The organism is Streptomyces afghaniensis (assembly GCF_044327915.1).
Taxonomy (GTDB): Bacteria; Actinomycetota; Actinomycetes; order Streptomycetales; family Streptomycetaceae; genus Streptomyces; species Streptomyces afghaniensis.
In genome coordinates, this window is sequence record NZ_JBIRGJ010000001.1 from 346,922 (window position 1) to 362,243 (window position 15,322).

A 15,322-nucleotide genomic window follows, 5' to 3' on the forward strand; every position below is an offset into this window, starting at 1 on the left:
CCCTGGTGGCTTCAGTGTCGACGGGCGGTACGTGTACGCCGCCACCCGAAAGGTCCGGGCAAATCCATCGATGTCGTACGACGTCCCGTACTGCTGCGGGTGTGACGCGGGCCGTTCTTTCCGCCGCCGGTCGTGATGGACCAGGAGCGCTTGTTGATGTTCAGACGCACCCCCGGAAGGATCCGGAAACTCTTGCGGAACGTGAGCGGCATGCCTGACTCCTCTCCGTTTGTGGCGTGGGTACCTGGTTCGGATACCCCGGAGAGGGGTGTGCATGACCGCATGGCGGACGCCGGGGCATGACCTACGGGCCCCGGTGTACTAGAGTTATCTCGACATCGAGATATCTGCCGGGGAGCACCGCAGCCGCCAGCCCCGGTAAGGCCTACCTAACTTAGCCTTACCTTAGCGGATCGGCCGAGATGCCGTGGCGGCAGGATCGTGGTGGTACGCGCACATCAATGAAGGAGACTGTCGTGTCGGCGAACAGCTTCGACGCCCGCAGCACGCTGCAGGTGGGCGACGAGTCGTACGAGATCTTCCGGCTGGACAAGGTCGAGGGCGCCGCGCGCCTCCCTTACAGCCTGAAGGTGCTGCTGGAGAACCTCCTCCGCACCGAGGACGGCGCGAACATCACCGCCGACCACATCCGCGCCATCGGCGGCTGGGACTCCCAGGCCCAGCCGTCCCAGGAGATCCAGTTCACGCCGGCCCGCGTGATCATGCAGGACTTCACCGGCGTGCCCTGTGTCGTGGACCTCGCGACCATGCGCGAGGCCGTGAAGGAGCTCGGCGGCGACCCGGCGAAGGTCAACCCGCTCTCCCCGGCCGAGCTGGTCATCGACCACTCCGTCATCGCCGACAAGTTCGGCACCAACGAGGCCTTCGCGCAGAACGTCGAGCTGGAGTACGGCCGCAACCGCGAGCGCTACCAGTTCCTGCGCTGGGGCCAGACCGCCTTCGACGACTTCAAGGTCGTCCCGCCCGGCACCGGCATCGTCCACCAGGTGAACATCGAGCACCTGGCGCGCACGGTCATGGTGCGCAACGGCCAGGCCTACCCCGACACCCTCGTCGGCACCGACTCGCACACCACCATGGTCAACGGCCTCGGCGTCCTCGGCTGGGGCGTCGGCGGCATCGAGGCCGAGGCCGCGATGCTCGGCCAGCCGGTCTCGATGCTCATCCCGCGCGTCGTCGGCTTCAAGCTGACCGGTGAGCTCTCGCCCGGCACCACCGCCACCGACCTGGTGCTGACGATCACCGAGATGCTGCGCAAGCACGGCGTCGTCGGCAAGTTCGTCGAGTTCTACGGCGAGGGCGTGGCGGCCACCAGCCTCGCCAACCGCGCCACCATCGGCAACATGTCGCCGGAGTTCGGCTCGACCGCGGCGATCTTCCCGATCGACGACGAGACGATCAAGTACCTGAAGCTGACGGGCCGCAGCGAGCAGCAGCTCGCCCTCGTCGAGGCGTACGCCAAGGAGCAGGGCCTCTGGCTGGACCCGGCCGCTGAGCCCGACTTCTCCGAGAAGCTGGAGCTCGACCTGTCGACGGTCGTGCCCTCCATCGCCGGCCCGAAGCGTCCGCAGGACCGTATCGTCCTGGCCGAGGCCGCCCAGCAGTTCGCGAAGGACGTCCTCAACTACGTCGACGCGCCCGTCGCCCAGCAGGCGGCCGCCTCGGCCTCCCCGGTCGACGAGGCGAGCGCCGAGTCCTTCCCGGCCTCCGACGCCCCCGCCTACGGCAACCAGGAGAACGGCGCCGGCGCGCCGCAGCACGCCGACGGCACCGGTGCCGCCGTCCCGTCGAACCCGGTCACCGTCACCGCCCCCGACGGATCGACCTACGAGATCGACCACGGCGCCGTGACCGTCGCGGCCATCACCTCCTGCACCAACACCTCCAACCCGTACGTCATGGTCGCCGCCGCCCTGGTGGCCAAGAAGGCGGTGGAGAAGGGCCTGACCCGCAAGCCGTGGGTCAAGACCACGCTCGCCCCGGGCTCCAAGGTCGTCACCGACTACTTCGAGAAGGCGGGCCTGACCCCGTACCTCGACAAGGTCGGCTTCAACCTCGTCGGCTACGGCTGCACCACCTGCATCGGCAACTCCGGCCCGCTGCCGGAGGAGGTCTCCAAGGCCGTCAACGACCACGACCTCGCGGTCACCTCGGTCCTCTCCGGCAACCGGAACTTCGAGGGCCGCATCAACCCCGACGTCAAGATGAACTACCTGGCGTCCCCGCCGCTGGTCGTGGCCTACGCGCTCGCCGGTTCCATGAAGGTGGACATCACCCGTGACGCCCTGGGCACCGACCAGGACGGCAACCCGGTCTTCCTGAAGGACATCTGGCCCTCCGAGGCCGAGGTGAACGACGTCGTCGCCAACGCCATCGGCGAGGACATGTTCTCCAAGTCCTACTCGGACGTCTTCGCGGGCGACGCCCAGTGGCAGGCGCTGCCGATCCCGACCGGCAACACCTTCGAGTGGGACCCGCAGTCGACGTACGTCCGCAAGCCCCCGTACTTCGAGGGCATGACGATGGAGACCACCCCGGTCTCCGACATCTCCGGCGCCCGTGTGCTCGCCAAGCTGGGCGACTCGGTCACCACCGACCACATCTCCCCGGCCGGTGCGATCAAGGCCGACACCCCGGCCGGCAAGTACCTCACCGAGCACGGCGTCGAGCGTCGCGACTTCAACTCCTACGGCTCCCGCCGAGGCAACCACGAGGTCATGATCCGCGGCACGTTCGCCAACATCCGCCTGCGCAACCAGATCGCGCCGGGCACCGAGGGCGGCTACACGCGTGACTTCACGCAGGACGGCGGCCCGGTCTCCTTCATCTACGACGCCTCGCAGAACTACCAGGCCGCCGGCATCCCGCTGGTCGTCCTGGCCGGCAAGGAGTACGGCTCCGGCTCGTCCCGCGACTGGGCCGCCAAGGGCACCGCGCTCCTGGGCGTCAAGGCCGTCATCGCCGAGTCGTACGAGCGCATCCACCGCTCGAACCTCATCGGCATGGGCGTCCTTCCGCTCCAGTTCCCGGAGGGCCAGTCCGCGTCGTCCCTCGGCCTGACCGGTGAGGAGGCCTTCTCCATCTCCGGCGTCACCGAGCTCAACGAGGGCACCACCCCGCGCACGGTGAAGGTCACCACCGACACCGGCGTCGAGTTCGACGCGGTCGTCCGCATCGACACCCCCGGCGAGGCGGACTACTACCGCAACGGCGGCATCATGCAGTACGTGCTGCGCAGCCTGATCCGCAAGTAAGCGGACCGGCAGGGCAGTTCAGGGCAGTACGAGGGCCGCGTCCCCGGGTGACCGGGGGCGCGGCCCGCGCCGTTGACGCCCGGGCCGGGCGGCCGACGGCAGGGTCACTCGCCCCGGTACTTCGCCGCCGCTGCCTGGGCGAGGTCCTGCGACTTCTCCAGGGCCGTGTCCACCGACTGCTGTCCGGCGATGGCCGCGGCGATCTGCTCGGAGACCGCCGTACCGAGCACGGCGAACTCGGGGATGCCCAGGAAGCCGATACCGGTGTAGGGACGGGGGTCGACGCCGGGGTTCCTGGGGTCGGCGGAATCGGTCGCCGCCGTGTACTCCTGCCGGTACCAGGCGTCCGCTGCCTGCTGGTACTCGGGGTTGGAGTAGAGCGACCTGCGGTTCCCGGCGGGCGCCGCGGTCCAGCCCACCTCCTTCCCGACCAGCTCCTGGTACTCCTTGGAGGAGGCCCAGGAGATGAACTCCCAGGCGGCGTCCTTGTTGTCGGACGCCTGCTGGATGCCCCACGCCCAGGTCCACAGCCAGCCGGCCTTCTCCGTCCGGTCGTGCGGGGCCGGTACGTAGCCGACCTTGCCCTTGACCGCGGAACCGTCGGCCTCGATCGACGAGGCCAGTGACGTGGCGTCGTACATCATGGCGCACTTGCCCTGGACGAACCTGTCGAGGATCTCCAGCACGCCCATCCGGTCGGCGTCGGGCTGGCCGTGGGAGCGGAGCAGGCCGACGTAGAACCCGACGGCCTTCCTGAACTCGGGTGAGGTCAGCCGGGCGTTCCAGTCCGTGTCGTACCAGGTGCCGCCGAAGGTGTTGACGACCGTGTTGAGGGGGGCGAGGTTCTGGCCCCAGCCGGGCAGACCGCGCAGGCAGATGCCGCTCGCGCCATCAGCGCCGTCGACCTGGGCGGCAAGGTCGGCGACCTGCTCCCAGGTCGGGTTCGGCGGCATGGTCAGCCCCTCCTTGCGGAAGAGATCCTTGCGGTACATCAGGAAGGAACCCTCGCCGTAGAACGGCTCGGCGTAGAGCTTGCCGTCCTCGCCGGTCAGCGAGGACACCAGGTTGGGGAAGACGTCGTCCTGGTCGAAGTCCTCGTCCGCCTTCACAAAGGGGTCCAGCGGGGCGAGCCAGCCGTTGTCCGCGTAGATCGGCACCTCGTACGCGCTCACGCTCGCCACGTCGTAGGTGCCGGCCTGGGTCGCGAACTCGCGGTTCATCCGCTCCCGCGCCTCGTTCTCCGGCAGCAGGGTGTACTCGACCGTGATGCCCGTCTCCGCGGTGAAGTGCCTCTTGGTGAGCTTCTTGAGGGTCTGCATCTGGGACGCGTCCATCGCGAGCACGCTGATGTCCGCCTGCTCGGCGCCGGGCGCGTCCGTGTCACCGCATCCGGCGAGGACCAGGCCCGCGACGGCCGTGGCGGCGACGGCCGCCCGGGCGAGAAGGCTGCGTTTCATGGCACTCCGACGGACACGCCGTCGGTCCTCCGCCACCGGCGTGCCCTGTATCCCTGTTTACCCTTTATTAGATATTTCGTAAGAAACAGGATAACTCGGGCGGACTGTGGCTCATGGTCGGCCCCGCCGGGCCGCCGCGCGTCTGGAGAGCGCGTCGGCCGCGACGGCGGCCAGCAGCACCCCGCCCGTGATCATGAACTGCACGGCGTCCTCCACTCCCAGCAGCCCCATACCCGAGGCGACCGACTGGATGACCAGCACACCGAGCAGCACGGACCAGGGCGAGCCACGCCCGCCGAACAGGCTCGTGCCGCCGATGACGGCCGCGGCGATCGCGTTGATCAGCAGCATCCCGGAACCGGCGGCACGGGCCGTCGTGGGGCTCGCCGAGGTCAGGCCCGAGGCCACGAACAGCCCGCCGACCGCGGCCAGCGTCCCCGACACCATGAACATCGCGACCCGCACCCGCTCCACGGAGATGCCCGCCCGGCGCGCCGCCTCGACCCCGCCGCCGAGCGCGTACACCCGCCGTCCGTACCGCGTGCGGCGCAGCACGTAGTCCGAGACGACGAGAACCACCAGGAAGATCAGCAACGCCAGCGGCAGCCCCTGGAACCGGTTGAGCGTGTAGGCGGCGGTGAAGGCGAGCACCGCGAGAACACCGGTGCGCACCCAGACCTCGACCGGCGGCCGGTACGGCATCCCGGCGGCCCGGTGCCGGGCGCGCTTGCGGTGGGCGGCCAGGAAGTACCCGGCCGTGCCGAGCGCCGCCACCGCGTAGGCCGCCATGTCGTCACCGAAGTGCCGGCTCGTCAGGGAGGCGACCAAGCCCTCCTCGTCGATGTTGATGGTGCCGCTCGCGCCCAGCAGGTCGAGCGTCAGGCCGTTCCAGATCAGCAGCCCCGCCAGGGTCACGACGAACGCGGGCACGCCGAGCCAGGCGAAGAAGAGCCCGTGGAAGGCGCCCACCGCCATGCCCCCGGCGATCGCCACGACCACCGCGAGCCACTCCGGCATCCCGTGGTTCACGTTCAGCACGGCGAACACGGCGCCCGCCAGGCCGCTGACCGAGCCGACCGACAGATCGATCTCCCGGATCAGCAGCACGAACACGATGCCGACGGCGACCAGACCGGTCCCGACGATGTCCACGCTGAGGTTGGACAGGTTCCGCGGCGACAGGAAGTTGTCGTCCAGCGCCTGGAAGAGGGCCCCGATCACGATCAGCCCGGCGATCACCAGGAGTGGCCCGCGCTCGCCGTCGCGCACACTGCCGCGCATCTCCAGGGCGTACTCGCGCAGTGTGCCGGTCCAGCCACGGGTGCGCGGCGGGCGGTCGCGCGCGACCGGCCGGGCGTCGCCGCCCGGCGCGGCCGGCCCGCCGCCGCGGTGCGGCCCGCCCCCGGTCACGGCCATGCCTCCTCGTCGCCCTTCGTACGATGCGCCACGGCGTTGTCCGCCGCCCCGGTGACGGAGGAGATGATCTGCTCCTGCGTCACCGTGCTCACGTCGAACAGACCGTTGTTGCGGCCGAGGCGCAACACGGCGACCCGGTCCGCGACGGCCTTGATGTCGCCCATGTTGTGGCTGATCAGGATGATCGCCATACCGCGGTCACGCACCTCCTCGATGAGGTCGAGCAGATGGCTGGTCTGCTCGACACCCAGGGCGGCGGTGGGCTCGTCCAGCAGCAGGACCTTGGGCGCGCCCATGAGCGAGCGGGAGATCGCGACGGCCTGCCGCTGCCCGGCGGACAGCGCCGCGACCGGCATGCGCACGTCGGGGATACGGATCGACAGGGTCCGCATCAGATCGCGGGCCCTGCGCTCCATCTCCACCTCGTCGAGGATGCCCACCCGGTCGATCTCCCGGCCGAGGAAGAGATTGCCCACGACGTCGAGGTTGTCGCACATGGCGAGGTCCTGGTAGACGGTCGCGATGCCCAGGCTGTGGGCGTCGTGCGGGCGTTTGATCTGCACGAGGTGCCCCTCCCACTCGATGACGCCCCGGTCGGCGGGGCTGATGCCCGAGATCACCTTGATCAGCGTGGACTTGCCGGCGCCGTTGTCGCCCGCCAGGGCCACGACCTCACCGGCCCGGACCTGGAGGTCGACGTCCACGAGCGCCTGCACGCCGCCGAACCGCTTGGAGATGCCGCGCAACGCCAGTACGGGTGGATGGGCCACGTTGGATCACCTCCCTCACCGGGTGAGCCCGATCCGGGCGCAGGCCGACCGGATCTTCGGAGTGCAGATCTGGTCGATCGTGTAGACACCGTCCCGGACGAGCGTCTGCCCGATCGTCTCGGCCGTCACCGGGACCGAGTCGAGCAGCACCGCCGGGACGTCCTTGGTGGTGGGGCTGTCCACGCTCGTCGTGACGAGGACGTCGAGGTCGTTGCCGCGCGCGAGGGCGACGGCCATGGCGGCGGCCGCGTCGGTCTCCTGCCGGAAGGGCTTGTAGACGGTCATGTACTGCTCGCCCACGACGATGCGCCGCACGGCGGGGAGGTCGGCGTCCTGTCCGGTGACCGGGGGCAGCGGCGCGACCCGGGCGCTCTTGAGCGCCGCGATGACACCGGTGGCGATCGAGTCGTTGGCCGCGAGCACCCCGTCGATCTGGTTCGTGCCGAGGGCGCTGATCGCGGCGGACATGTGGTCGTGCGCGTTCTCCGTGCGCCAGCCCAGCGTGTCGTACGACTTGAGGATCCGCACCTTGTCCCGGAGCACCGACCGGGCGCCGCCCTCGTACCAGGCGGCGTTGGGGCTGGACGGGTCGCCGTTCACCATGACGACACCGCCGTCGTCGGCCCTTGCCCCCATGCCCTTCAGCAGCGCCTCGCCCTGGAGCCGGCCGACCTGGCCGCCGTCGAAACTGACGAAACCCGAGATCGGGCCCTCGGCGAGCCGGTCGTAGGCGATGACCGGGATGCCCGCGCGGTCCGCGGCCCGGACCGAGGAGCGCAGCGCCTTGGGGTCGACGACGTCCAGGATCAGGGCGGACACACCCTTGGTGATCATCGAGTTCATCTGCTGCCGCTGGCTCGCCGCGTCGTTCTCCGCGTTGGCGTACACGACCGTGCAGTCGGAGCACAGCTCCTTCACCCGCTTCTCGATCATGGGCCTGTCGGACTGCTCCCAGCGGGGCACCGCGCGGCTCGGCAGCAGCAGCCCGACGGTGAGCCCGCCCGCGCCCTCCCCGCCGTCCTCGCTGCAGCCGACCAGGGCCACCGCCATGACGGCCGCGACGACTGCGGCCCCCACCTGCCACCTACGGCCCCTCATCCCGCCCCTCCCTCCTGGTGGGACCGACCGCGTCACCAGGGGCGACTCCCGGGCCTTTGTCGCTGTCCGGCGTTCGGCCTCCGGCCGGGTCCTGGTCGCGGTCCCGGCCCCGGCCTCGGCCCGAGCCCCTGCCGCCTCCGCTCCGGTCGCGGGTTCGGCCCACGCCCCAGACCCGGTTGCGGCCGATGCCCCAGCCCCGGTCCCGGACGGGCTGCGGTTCCTCCGCCGGCTCGATCGGCGGCTGCGCCTCCGGCGTCGCTTCCGCTTCCGGTTCGTGGTCCGCCTCAGGGCGGGACACGACGATCTCGCTCCACACCTGCTTGCCGCCGCCGACCGGCACCGAGCCCCACGCCGCCGACAGCGCCTCGACCAGGAAGAGCCCCCGGCCGCCGGTCGACTCCCAGTCCACGACCACCGGCTTGGCCGGCGCCCGCGGCGAGGAGTCGCTCACCGTCACCCGCAGCCGGTCCGCCGCCAGGGTCAGGTCCAGCCGGAGCGCGCCCTGCGTGTGCACCAGCGCGTTGGTGACCAGCTCCGACACCACCAGCAGAACGGTGTCGGCCTCGGCCACGACGTCCCACGAACGCAGCGTGCGCGCGCTGAACCGGCGGGCGTGCATGACCGCGTCCGGCAGCCGCCACACCACCCAGCCCGCCCGCACCGGCCGCACCCGCATCCCGTCGTAGCGGAGCAGCAGCAACGCCACGTCGTCCTCCCGCCGGCCGGCCTCGCCCAGCAGGTCGTCGGCCATCCGCCCCGGGTCGGCAGGATCCGCCGCGGCGAGCACCTCGCGCACGATCCGCATGCCCTCGTCCACGTCCAGTTCGGCCGACTCGACCAGGCCGTCCGTCACCAGCACGAGCACCGCGCCGGGCGCCAGCGCCACGGCCGTCAGCGGGAACTCCGCGTCCTCCAGCACCCCCAGCGGAAGCCCGCCCTCGACGGCGATCTCCTCCGTTCCGCCGTCGGGATGACGCACCAGCGGCGACAGATGCCCGGCCCGCACGAACAGTGCGTTGCCCTCCTCCATGTCCAGCTCGACATAGCAGCACGTGGCGAACAGGTCGGTCTCCATGCCGACGAGCAGCCGGTTGGCGTGCGCGACGACCACGTCCGGCGGATGACCCTCCACGGCGTAGGCCCGGACCGCCGTGCGCATCTGGCCCATGATCGTCGCGGCCCCGGCGCTGTGCCCCTGCACATCACCGATGACCAGCGCCACCTTCCCCTCCGACAGCGCGATCACGTCGTACCAGTCGCCGCCCACCTGCAGCCCGCGCCGGGCGGGCAGATAGCGGGCCACGGCGATGCCGCCGGGCAACTGGGGGAGACGGCGCGGCAGCAGGCTGCGCTGGAGCATCGTCGCCAGTTCCTGCTCGGCGTCGTAGGCGTGCGCGCGGATCAGGGCCTGCCCCACCAGCCCCGCGGTCGCCGTCAGCAGGGCCCGCTCCTCGGGCGCGAACTCGTGCGGCGCGTCCCAGCCGACCAGGCACACCCCGGCCACCCTGCTCTTGGCCGGCAGCGGCAGCACCGCGAGCCCGCCGGGCCCGATCCCCGCGAGCCCGGGCTCCAGCACGGTACCCGCCGGCCACAGGCTCATCCGCCCGTCCCGCAACGCCGCGTGGAGCGTGGGCAGGGCGGTGACCGGCGCGTCGGGCCACTCCGAGCGCCACTCCGAACGCCACAGCTCCGGCCAGGCACCGGCACCCGGCGGATCGAGCACGGTGACCGCCAGCCGGTCCTCCAGCACCTCGGCGAGCGCCACCCGGTCGGCACCCAGCGGCTCACGCAGCGCGGCGACCACCACGCGGCTGACGTCCCGGACCGTCGTGGCGTCGTCGAGCGCGGCCGTCAGCCACTGGATCCGGGCGACGTCACTGGCGCTCCGCCGCAGCACCGGGGCCGCGGTCACCACGCCCAGCACCCGCTCCGGGGCGCTGTCGGGCCCCTTCAGCACCCGGCAGCTCAGGCGCAGCCAGCACAGTTCACCGGTGGCCCGGCGGGTACGGAACTCCAGTTCCCGGCGCCCGGGGGTCTGCGGGGACGGTTCGATGACCGACAGCAGGGCCGGGACGTCCTCCGGGAGGCTGTACGAGAGCAGCGTGTCGGTCTTGCCGTCGAAGCCGCCCTCGGGGATGCCGACCAGTTCGAGCAGGGCCGGGTCCGTCTCGACCAGCCCGGTGCCGGGTGTCAGCGCGAAGGAACCCACTCCCAGAGCACGCAGGGCGGAATCCAGCAGTGGTGAAGGGGCGGACCGGTCGGCCTCCCCCCGGAGCCGCCCGGCGACCGCCTCGGCGTACCGCTCCAGGAACTCCTGCTGCTCGCCGCCGAACCCCTCCCCGGGCTCTCCCACCACGGCCAAGCAGCCCAGCCACCCGCCGGCGGCGCCCAGCGGTACCACCCCGAGCGGCGCGCCGGTGGCTCCGCCTTCCAGCCGGCCGGCGAGCCACAGCGGCCGCCCGCTCCGGAAGGCCTCGACGACGGCGGACCCACTGTCCCCGGACACCGCCGCATAGCCGGGCGCCGGAGTGGGTGAGGTGCCCCCGCCATGCCGCACACGACCCGGCAACCCGTACCGCTCCGGCTCGGCGCCGGCGGACTCCACCAGCTGGAGCTCCGCACCGTCCTCGCTCCGCACGTACACCGCCGCCAGCGCCACCCCGGCGAACGCCAGAACCCGCTCCCGCGCGGCGGACTCCGGCGTGGGGCGAGGCGAACCGGCGCCCCCGTTCCCCGGCACCCGGAGACCGGGGACCGCGGCCCGGGCATCGCCGTAATGGGGCATGTCCGCATCCACCTCCCGTCCATGCCGCAGCCACCGGCAGGTGGGAGTCCCCGGAACTCAGGCGACGACGACGCGGCGGCTCCACGCCCACAAGAGCGGCAGGGCACCCACACCTCAGAATCGCATACCTGGACAACAGCGACATATGCGATGGAGTGGGGGATCGGCGAGGGGATCGACGGGCCGGCCGCTCGGTCGTCCGGCGATGTCCGGGATCTCGCTTCTTGAGCAGGAGCGCGTCCGCGGACCGCGTCGCCCAGGGCGACCGGACGGCCAGGTCGTCACCGAGGCGGCCCGTGCGTCGGCCGGGGCCGTGGGGGTCCGCTGTCCGGCAGCACCGAGTCGTCCGCCGAGCACCTCGCCGAGGCCACGGAGCTCGGACTGTCGCCGGATCCGGAGGTGGTCCGCGCCGTCTGGGAGGACGCCGTCGCCGCGCCCGGCTGGACGGGCCCGGCGGTATGCCTCCACGGCGACCTGCACCCGGCCGGCATCCTCACCGCCGACGGCACCTTCCGCGCCATGATCGACTTCGGAGACTTCTGCGCGGACGCCCCCGCCTGCGATCTCGCCGCCGACTGGATCCTGCTGCCGGAGGCGCCGTCAGCCGCTTCCACGACACCTACCGGCCGGTCCCGGACCCCGCGACCCTGCGCCGCGCCCGCGGCTGGGCCGTCCTGCGCGCCCTCGCCTGTCTCCTCATCGGAGAGGCCGGCGGCGTACAGGTCCGCCCCGGCGGCAAGCCCACTTGGGGCCCACCGGCCCACGCCTCCCTGCGCCGCCTCCTGGCGACGTCCGGCGGCTGGTGACGGTGTCGCTGACGCGTCTTCACGGTCGCGGGGGTCTTGGCGCGGCGCCGGCTGGTGCCGTGCCGCGCACGGCGCCATCGCCACGTCTCCACGGTCAGCCGGCGCTGCTGCCGCTGCCGCGTCTCCTCGGTCACCCGCGAGCGGGCCCGGCCGCCGGGATTCACCGGCCTCCGGATCCGCTCGGGGCGACGGACCTCCCCGGGGCGGCGGTTCAGCCGGGGCCGGTGACGCGGTGCCGCTGCCGCGTCTTCAAGGTCGCGGGCCGCGGTGCTGCCGCGGCGTCGGCGGATGCCGCGCCTCGCCCGGTGCCACTGCTGCGTCTCCAGGTTCGCTCCGTGTTGCTGCCGCTGCCGCGTCTTCACGTCACCCGCGAGCGGGCCCAGCCGCCGGGATTCACCGGCCTCCGGATCCGCCCGGGGCGACGGCCCGCCCAAGGGCGACGGTCGAGCCGCGGCCGGTGGCGCGGTGCCGCTGCCGCGTCTCCACGGTCACCCGCGAGCGGGCCCGGCCGCCGGGACTCACCGGCCACCGGACCCGCCCGGACTGACGACCGCGCCCGGACTGACGACCGCGCCCGGACTGACGACCGCGCCCGGACTGACGACCCCGCCCGGGGCGACGACCCCGCCCGAGGCGACGGACCTGCCCGGGGCGACGGCCCCCGGAGCGACGGTTCAGCCGACCCGGCAGGGCAGGCTCGTCGTACTGTCACCGCTCGAGCCCGAGGCGGTGTATCCGAACGTCGTGCTCCTGCCCGGATCGAGGGAGCCGTTCCAGCCGGCGTTGTGGACCATCACCGACTGGCCGTTGTAGGTGGCGTTGCCGCTCCACAGGCTCTCGATCTTGTGGCCGGACGGCAGCGTCCAGTCAACCATCCAGCCGAGCATCGGGACGGTGCCGGTGTTGGTGACGGTCACCTCGGACTGGTAGCCGCCGTTCCAGCTGCCGGTCGTCTTGCGGGTGGCCGTGCAGGTGCCGGGCACCGGCTCGGACGGGTTGCCCGGCTCCTTGATGCCGGTCACCTCGCCGTTGCCGCCGTCGAAGACGATGTCCGAGCAGGAGTAGAAGGTCTCCTGGCTGTCCGAGCGCTGCCAGACCATGTAGATGATGTGGCGGCCCGACTTGCCCTCGGGGAGCTTCCCGGTCCAGGCGTAGTTGGCCTCGACCGTGCCCGGGGAGCCGTTCAGCCTCGGGTGGTCGACGCTCAGGAACGGCCGCTCCTCCATGTCGTTCCAGGTGAGCGTCTTCGTCGGGTCGAAGCCGTCCTTCGTGATGTAGACGTAGAACCAACCCGGGTGCGCCGCCCAGGCGTTGTACGAGAAGTCGACCGTCGCGCCCGAGGTGAGGTGGGTGAGCGGCCAGTCCTTGCTGGGCGTGTTGAACCCGGTGAAGTTGGTGTTGCCGCCGCTGCACAGCTCCCCGTCCGGTACGAAGCCCCGGGTGCGGCCGGCGCCGTCCGAGCGGAGCACCGAGAACCAGTTGTAGAACGGCGTGGTGCCACTGACCTGCTGCGCGGCCCGGCACGCCGGGTTGACCGGCTTGATCTCACCGGTGTCGGTCAGACCGTCCTGCCAGCACAGGAAGGTGCGGCTGCCGGGCTTCATGGGGGTGCCGTGCGCCTCCGCCTCACCACCGGCCGTCATGACCAGGCCGAGGGCCGGAACGGTGACGAGGAGGGAGAGCAGGACCAGGAAGAAGGCTCTGGCCCGGGCAGGGGGTGCTGAGCGGGGCATCGGGGGTCCACCCGAATTTCTTGTCAGGATCATGACAGCATCGTCCGTTCCTTGAGGTACGGGCCTGTGGATGCGTGTGCGCGGATGCGCGGGGTGGGAGCGACTCGAGGGCGGGTTCCGGTCCACCGTTATGGGAGCGCTCCCACCCCGCTGTTGCGGAAGTTAGCGCCGGACGGCGCAGTTGTCTACGGCTGCGGCGCGAGAGCGCCGGTCAGCACGGACGGGCGCACGGAGCAGCGCACATTGCCTCCCGGAAGCCCTCGACGGAACCGCCGCCCGGCGAACTGGCCGCTGGCTGCTCGCAGTTGACTTTGCCATCCCTTCACGGTTGGCTGCGGATCCGACCTTTCATGATCCGGGGGGATCCCTTTGAACCGCACCATCCGTGCAGCCGTCTGCGCCGTCACCACCGCCGGTCTCGCGCTCGGTCTCAGCTCCTGTTCCGAGGCGGTCGACCAGGTCGACAAGGCAGTGGACGAGACCTACGAAGTCACCTACGAGGTCACGGGGAAGAACGTCGACTCGATCGAGTTCCACGGCGGCGGCGGCAAGGCCATGGAGCCGAAGGTCGAGTCCGTGTCGAAGCCCGAACTGCCCTGGAAGAAGACGGTCACGTTGCGCGGCATCATGCCCGCGGCGGTCATGCCGGTCGCCGCGGACCCCGAAGGTGCCCAGGTCACCTGCAAGATCATCCACAAGGGGAAGGTGCTCGAGGAACAGAGCGCCGAGGGCCTGGTGACCGCCGGCGGCTGCACCGCGGAGTCCCCGATCGGGAAGTAGCCCGAAGGGCGCGGGGGCCGGGCGGCCGGCGTCCCACACCCCGAGTTCCGGCTCCCGGACCTCGGCCGACGAACCCCGAACGGTGACCGCACACCCGCGCGGTCATCACTCCGGTCCGCCCAACACCTCCCGCAACCACCCCAGTTGACGCCGCACCTGCACCGCGTCACCCCCCTCGTGCCCGTTGAACGGATACGCGTGGATCTCCTTGCGCGGGTCCGTGCCGGTCAGTTCGGCATAGCGGTTGAACGCGGCGTACGCCCCGCTCGGCGGACACACCGTGTCCCGCAGCCCCACCCCGAAGTGAGCCGGAGCCTGCGCGCGACGGGCGAAGGAGACGCCCTCGACGTAGGAGAGGGTCCGGTAGGCGTCGTGCTCGGCGCCACGGTGGACGGCGAGGTAGGACGCGATCTCGCCGTACGGCCCCGCGTCCGTGAGGTCGAGCGCGCGGCGGATACCGCACAGCAGCGGGGCGGTGACGAGCAGCGCCGCCAGTCCGGGGACGAGTCCCGCGACGGCCAGAGCCAGCCCGCCGCCCTGGCTGTTGCCGACGGCCACGGTCCGCGCGGGGTCGACACCGGGCAGTTCCCGTACCGCCGTGACCGCGCGGACCGCGTCCGTGATCAGGCGGCGGTAGTGGTAGTCCTCGGGTGAGAGCAGGCCGCGTACGGCCGGGCCGGGCCCGCCCGGTGCGGTGGCGTGCGGATCGGGCGTGTCACCGCCGCAGCCGTACTCGTCGCCTTGGCCGCGATTGTCCATGAGCAGGTGCGCGTACCCGGCGTTCACCCACGTCAGGCGCTCGTGCGGCAGGCCACGGCCGCGCCCGTACCCGGCGAACTCCACGACGGCGGGCAGCGGTTCGTCCGCCCCGGCGGGTCTGCTGAACCAGGCGCGCACCGGGTCGCCCGCGAAACCGCTGAACGTCACGTCCCAGGTCCGGGTCAGCCGGAGCCCCGTCTCCACCGGTCGCACCGACACCAGTGCGTCCGCCTGGCCGGCCTCCTGCAGGGTGCGCAGCCAGAACGCGTCGAAGTCGGCGGGCTCCCCGACGTCCGGGCGGTGGCGCTCCAGCTCGGTCAGCGGCAGGTCGAACGCGGGCACGGCGGCACCTCGCAGGAGTCGGTGGTCATCCAGAAAGTTGCGACGGCCACGGGCGGCGGACGCCTGGGGTCTACCCAGGTTCGACGCGATTCCAACGCGGC

At 71.7% G+C, this 15,322-nt stretch carries 10 protein-coding genes and 1 pseudogene; 3 read left to right on the forward strand and 8 right to left on the reverse strand.

Annotated features, from left to right (window positions below):
* Window positions 1-11 precede the first annotated feature (11 nt).
* Window positions 12-212, reverse strand: coding sequence for a DUF4236 domain-containing protein (locus ACH4G3_RS01480; RefSeq protein ID WP_010033921.1), 201 nt, complete (start codon window positions 210-212; stop codon window positions 12-14).
* Window positions 213-476: 264 nt separating this feature from the next.
* On the opposite strand from ACH4G3_RS01480, the gene ACH4G3_RS01485 reads away from it, so the two are divergent.
* Window positions 477-3,275 carry an aconitate hydratase gene (locus ACH4G3_RS01485; RefSeq protein WP_397622534.1) on the forward strand — a complete coding sequence of 933 codons (2,799 nt, stop codon included), beginning with the start codon at window positions 477-479 and terminating at the stop codon, window positions 3,273-3,275.
* Between the two features lie 104 nt (window positions 3,276-3,379).
* Here ACH4G3_RS01485 and ACH4G3_RS01490 read toward each other — a convergent pair whose 3' ends face one another.
* The 5 genes from ACH4G3_RS01490 to ACH4G3_RS01510 all read right to left on the reverse strand — a co-directional run bounded on the left by ACH4G3_RS01490 (window position 3,380) and on the right by ACH4G3_RS01510 (window position 10,801).
* Window positions 3,380-4,732 carry an ABC transporter substrate-binding protein gene (locus tag ACH4G3_RS01490; RefSeq protein ID WP_397622535.1) on the reverse strand — a complete coding sequence of 451 codons (1,353 nt, stop codon included), beginning with the start codon at window positions 4,730-4,732 and terminating at the stop codon, window positions 3,380-3,382.
* 111 nt (window positions 4,733-4,843) lie between these two features.
* Window positions 4,844-6,148 carry a sugar ABC transporter permease gene (locus tag ACH4G3_RS01495; RefSeq protein WP_397622536.1) on the reverse strand — a complete coding sequence of 435 codons (1,305 nt, stop codon included), beginning with the start codon at window positions 6,146-6,148 and terminating at the stop codon, window positions 4,844-4,846.
* Window positions 6,139-6,918 (reverse strand): ATP-binding cassette domain-containing protein, encoded by a 780-nt coding sequence (locus tag ACH4G3_RS01500; RefSeq protein WP_037670252.1) that lies wholly within the window; start codon window positions 6,916-6,918, stop codon window positions 6,139-6,141. The genes ACH4G3_RS01495 and ACH4G3_RS01500 overlap by 10 nt, the downstream gene beginning before the upstream one ends.
* A gap of 15 nt (window positions 6,919-6,933) precedes the next feature.
* Window positions 6,934-8,016 (reverse strand): sugar ABC transporter substrate-binding protein, encoded by a 1,083-nt coding sequence (locus tag ACH4G3_RS01505; protein ID WP_397622537.1) that lies wholly within the window; start codon window positions 8,014-8,016, stop codon window positions 6,934-6,936.
* Entirely contained in the window at window positions 8,003-10,801 is a 2,799-nt protein-coding gene (locus tag ACH4G3_RS01510) for a SpoIIE family protein phosphatase (RefSeq protein ID WP_397622538.1), read from the reverse strand. The genes ACH4G3_RS01505 and ACH4G3_RS01510 overlap by 14 nt, the downstream gene beginning before the upstream one ends.
* A gap of 282 nt (window positions 10,802-11,083) precedes the next feature.
* Between ACH4G3_RS01510 and ACH4G3_RS01515 the strand changes: the two are divergent.
* Window positions 11,084-11,607: pseudogene (locus ACH4G3_RS01515) on the forward strand (phosphotransferase); the annotation flags it as partial.
* A 674-nt stretch (window positions 11,608-12,281) separates the two neighbouring features.
* Here ACH4G3_RS01515 and ACH4G3_RS01520 read toward each other — a convergent pair.
* A complete protein-coding gene (locus tag ACH4G3_RS01520) occupies window positions 12,282-13,340 on the reverse strand; it encodes a lytic polysaccharide monooxygenase auxiliary activity family 9 protein (protein WP_397622539.1) in 1,059 nt (352 codons plus the stop codon).
* A 369-nt stretch (window positions 13,341-13,709) separates the two neighbouring features.
* Here ACH4G3_RS01520 and ACH4G3_RS01525 point away from each other — a divergent pair, with 369 nt between their 5' ends.
* A complete protein-coding gene (locus tag ACH4G3_RS01525; RefSeq protein ID WP_397622540.1) occupies window positions 13,710-14,120 on the forward strand; it encodes an MmpS family transport accessory protein in 411 nt (136 codons plus the stop codon).
* Between the two features lie 105 nt (window positions 14,121-14,225).
* Here ACH4G3_RS01525 and ACH4G3_RS01530 read toward each other — a convergent pair whose 3' ends face one another.
* Window positions 14,226-15,221, reverse strand: coding sequence for an acetylxylan esterase (locus ACH4G3_RS01530; protein WP_397622541.1), 996 nt, complete (start codon window positions 15,219-15,221; stop codon window positions 14,226-14,228).
* Window positions 15,222-15,322 lie beyond the last annotated feature (101 nt).

Excerpts from the sequence above, each read along its gene's own strand:
- ACH4G3_RS01505 (WP_397622537.1), bottom strand. The coding sequence starts at position 8,016 with ATGAGGGGCCGTAGGTGGCAGGTGGGGGCCGCAGTCGTCGCGGCCGTC.
- ACH4G3_RS01480 (WP_010033921.1), bottom strand. The coding sequence starts at position 212 with ATGCCGCTCACGTTCCGCAAGAGTTTCCGGATCCTTCCGGGGGTGCGT.
- ACH4G3_RS01520 (WP_397622539.1), bottom strand. The coding sequence starts at position 13,340 with ATGCCCCGCTCAGCACCCCCTGCCCGGGCCAGAGCCTTCTTCCTGGTC.
- ACH4G3_RS01495 (WP_397622536.1), bottom strand. The coding sequence starts at position 6,148 with ATGGCCGTGACCGGGGGCGGGCCGCACCGCGGCGGCGGGCCGGCCGCG.
- ACH4G3_RS01490 (WP_397622535.1), bottom strand. The coding sequence starts at position 4,732 with ATGAAACGCAGCCTTCTCGCCCGGGCGGCCGTCGCCGCCACGGCCGTC.
- ACH4G3_RS01510 (WP_397622538.1), bottom strand. The coding sequence starts at position 10,801 with ATGCCCCATTACGGCGATGCCCGGGCCGCGGTCCCCGGTCTCCGGGTG.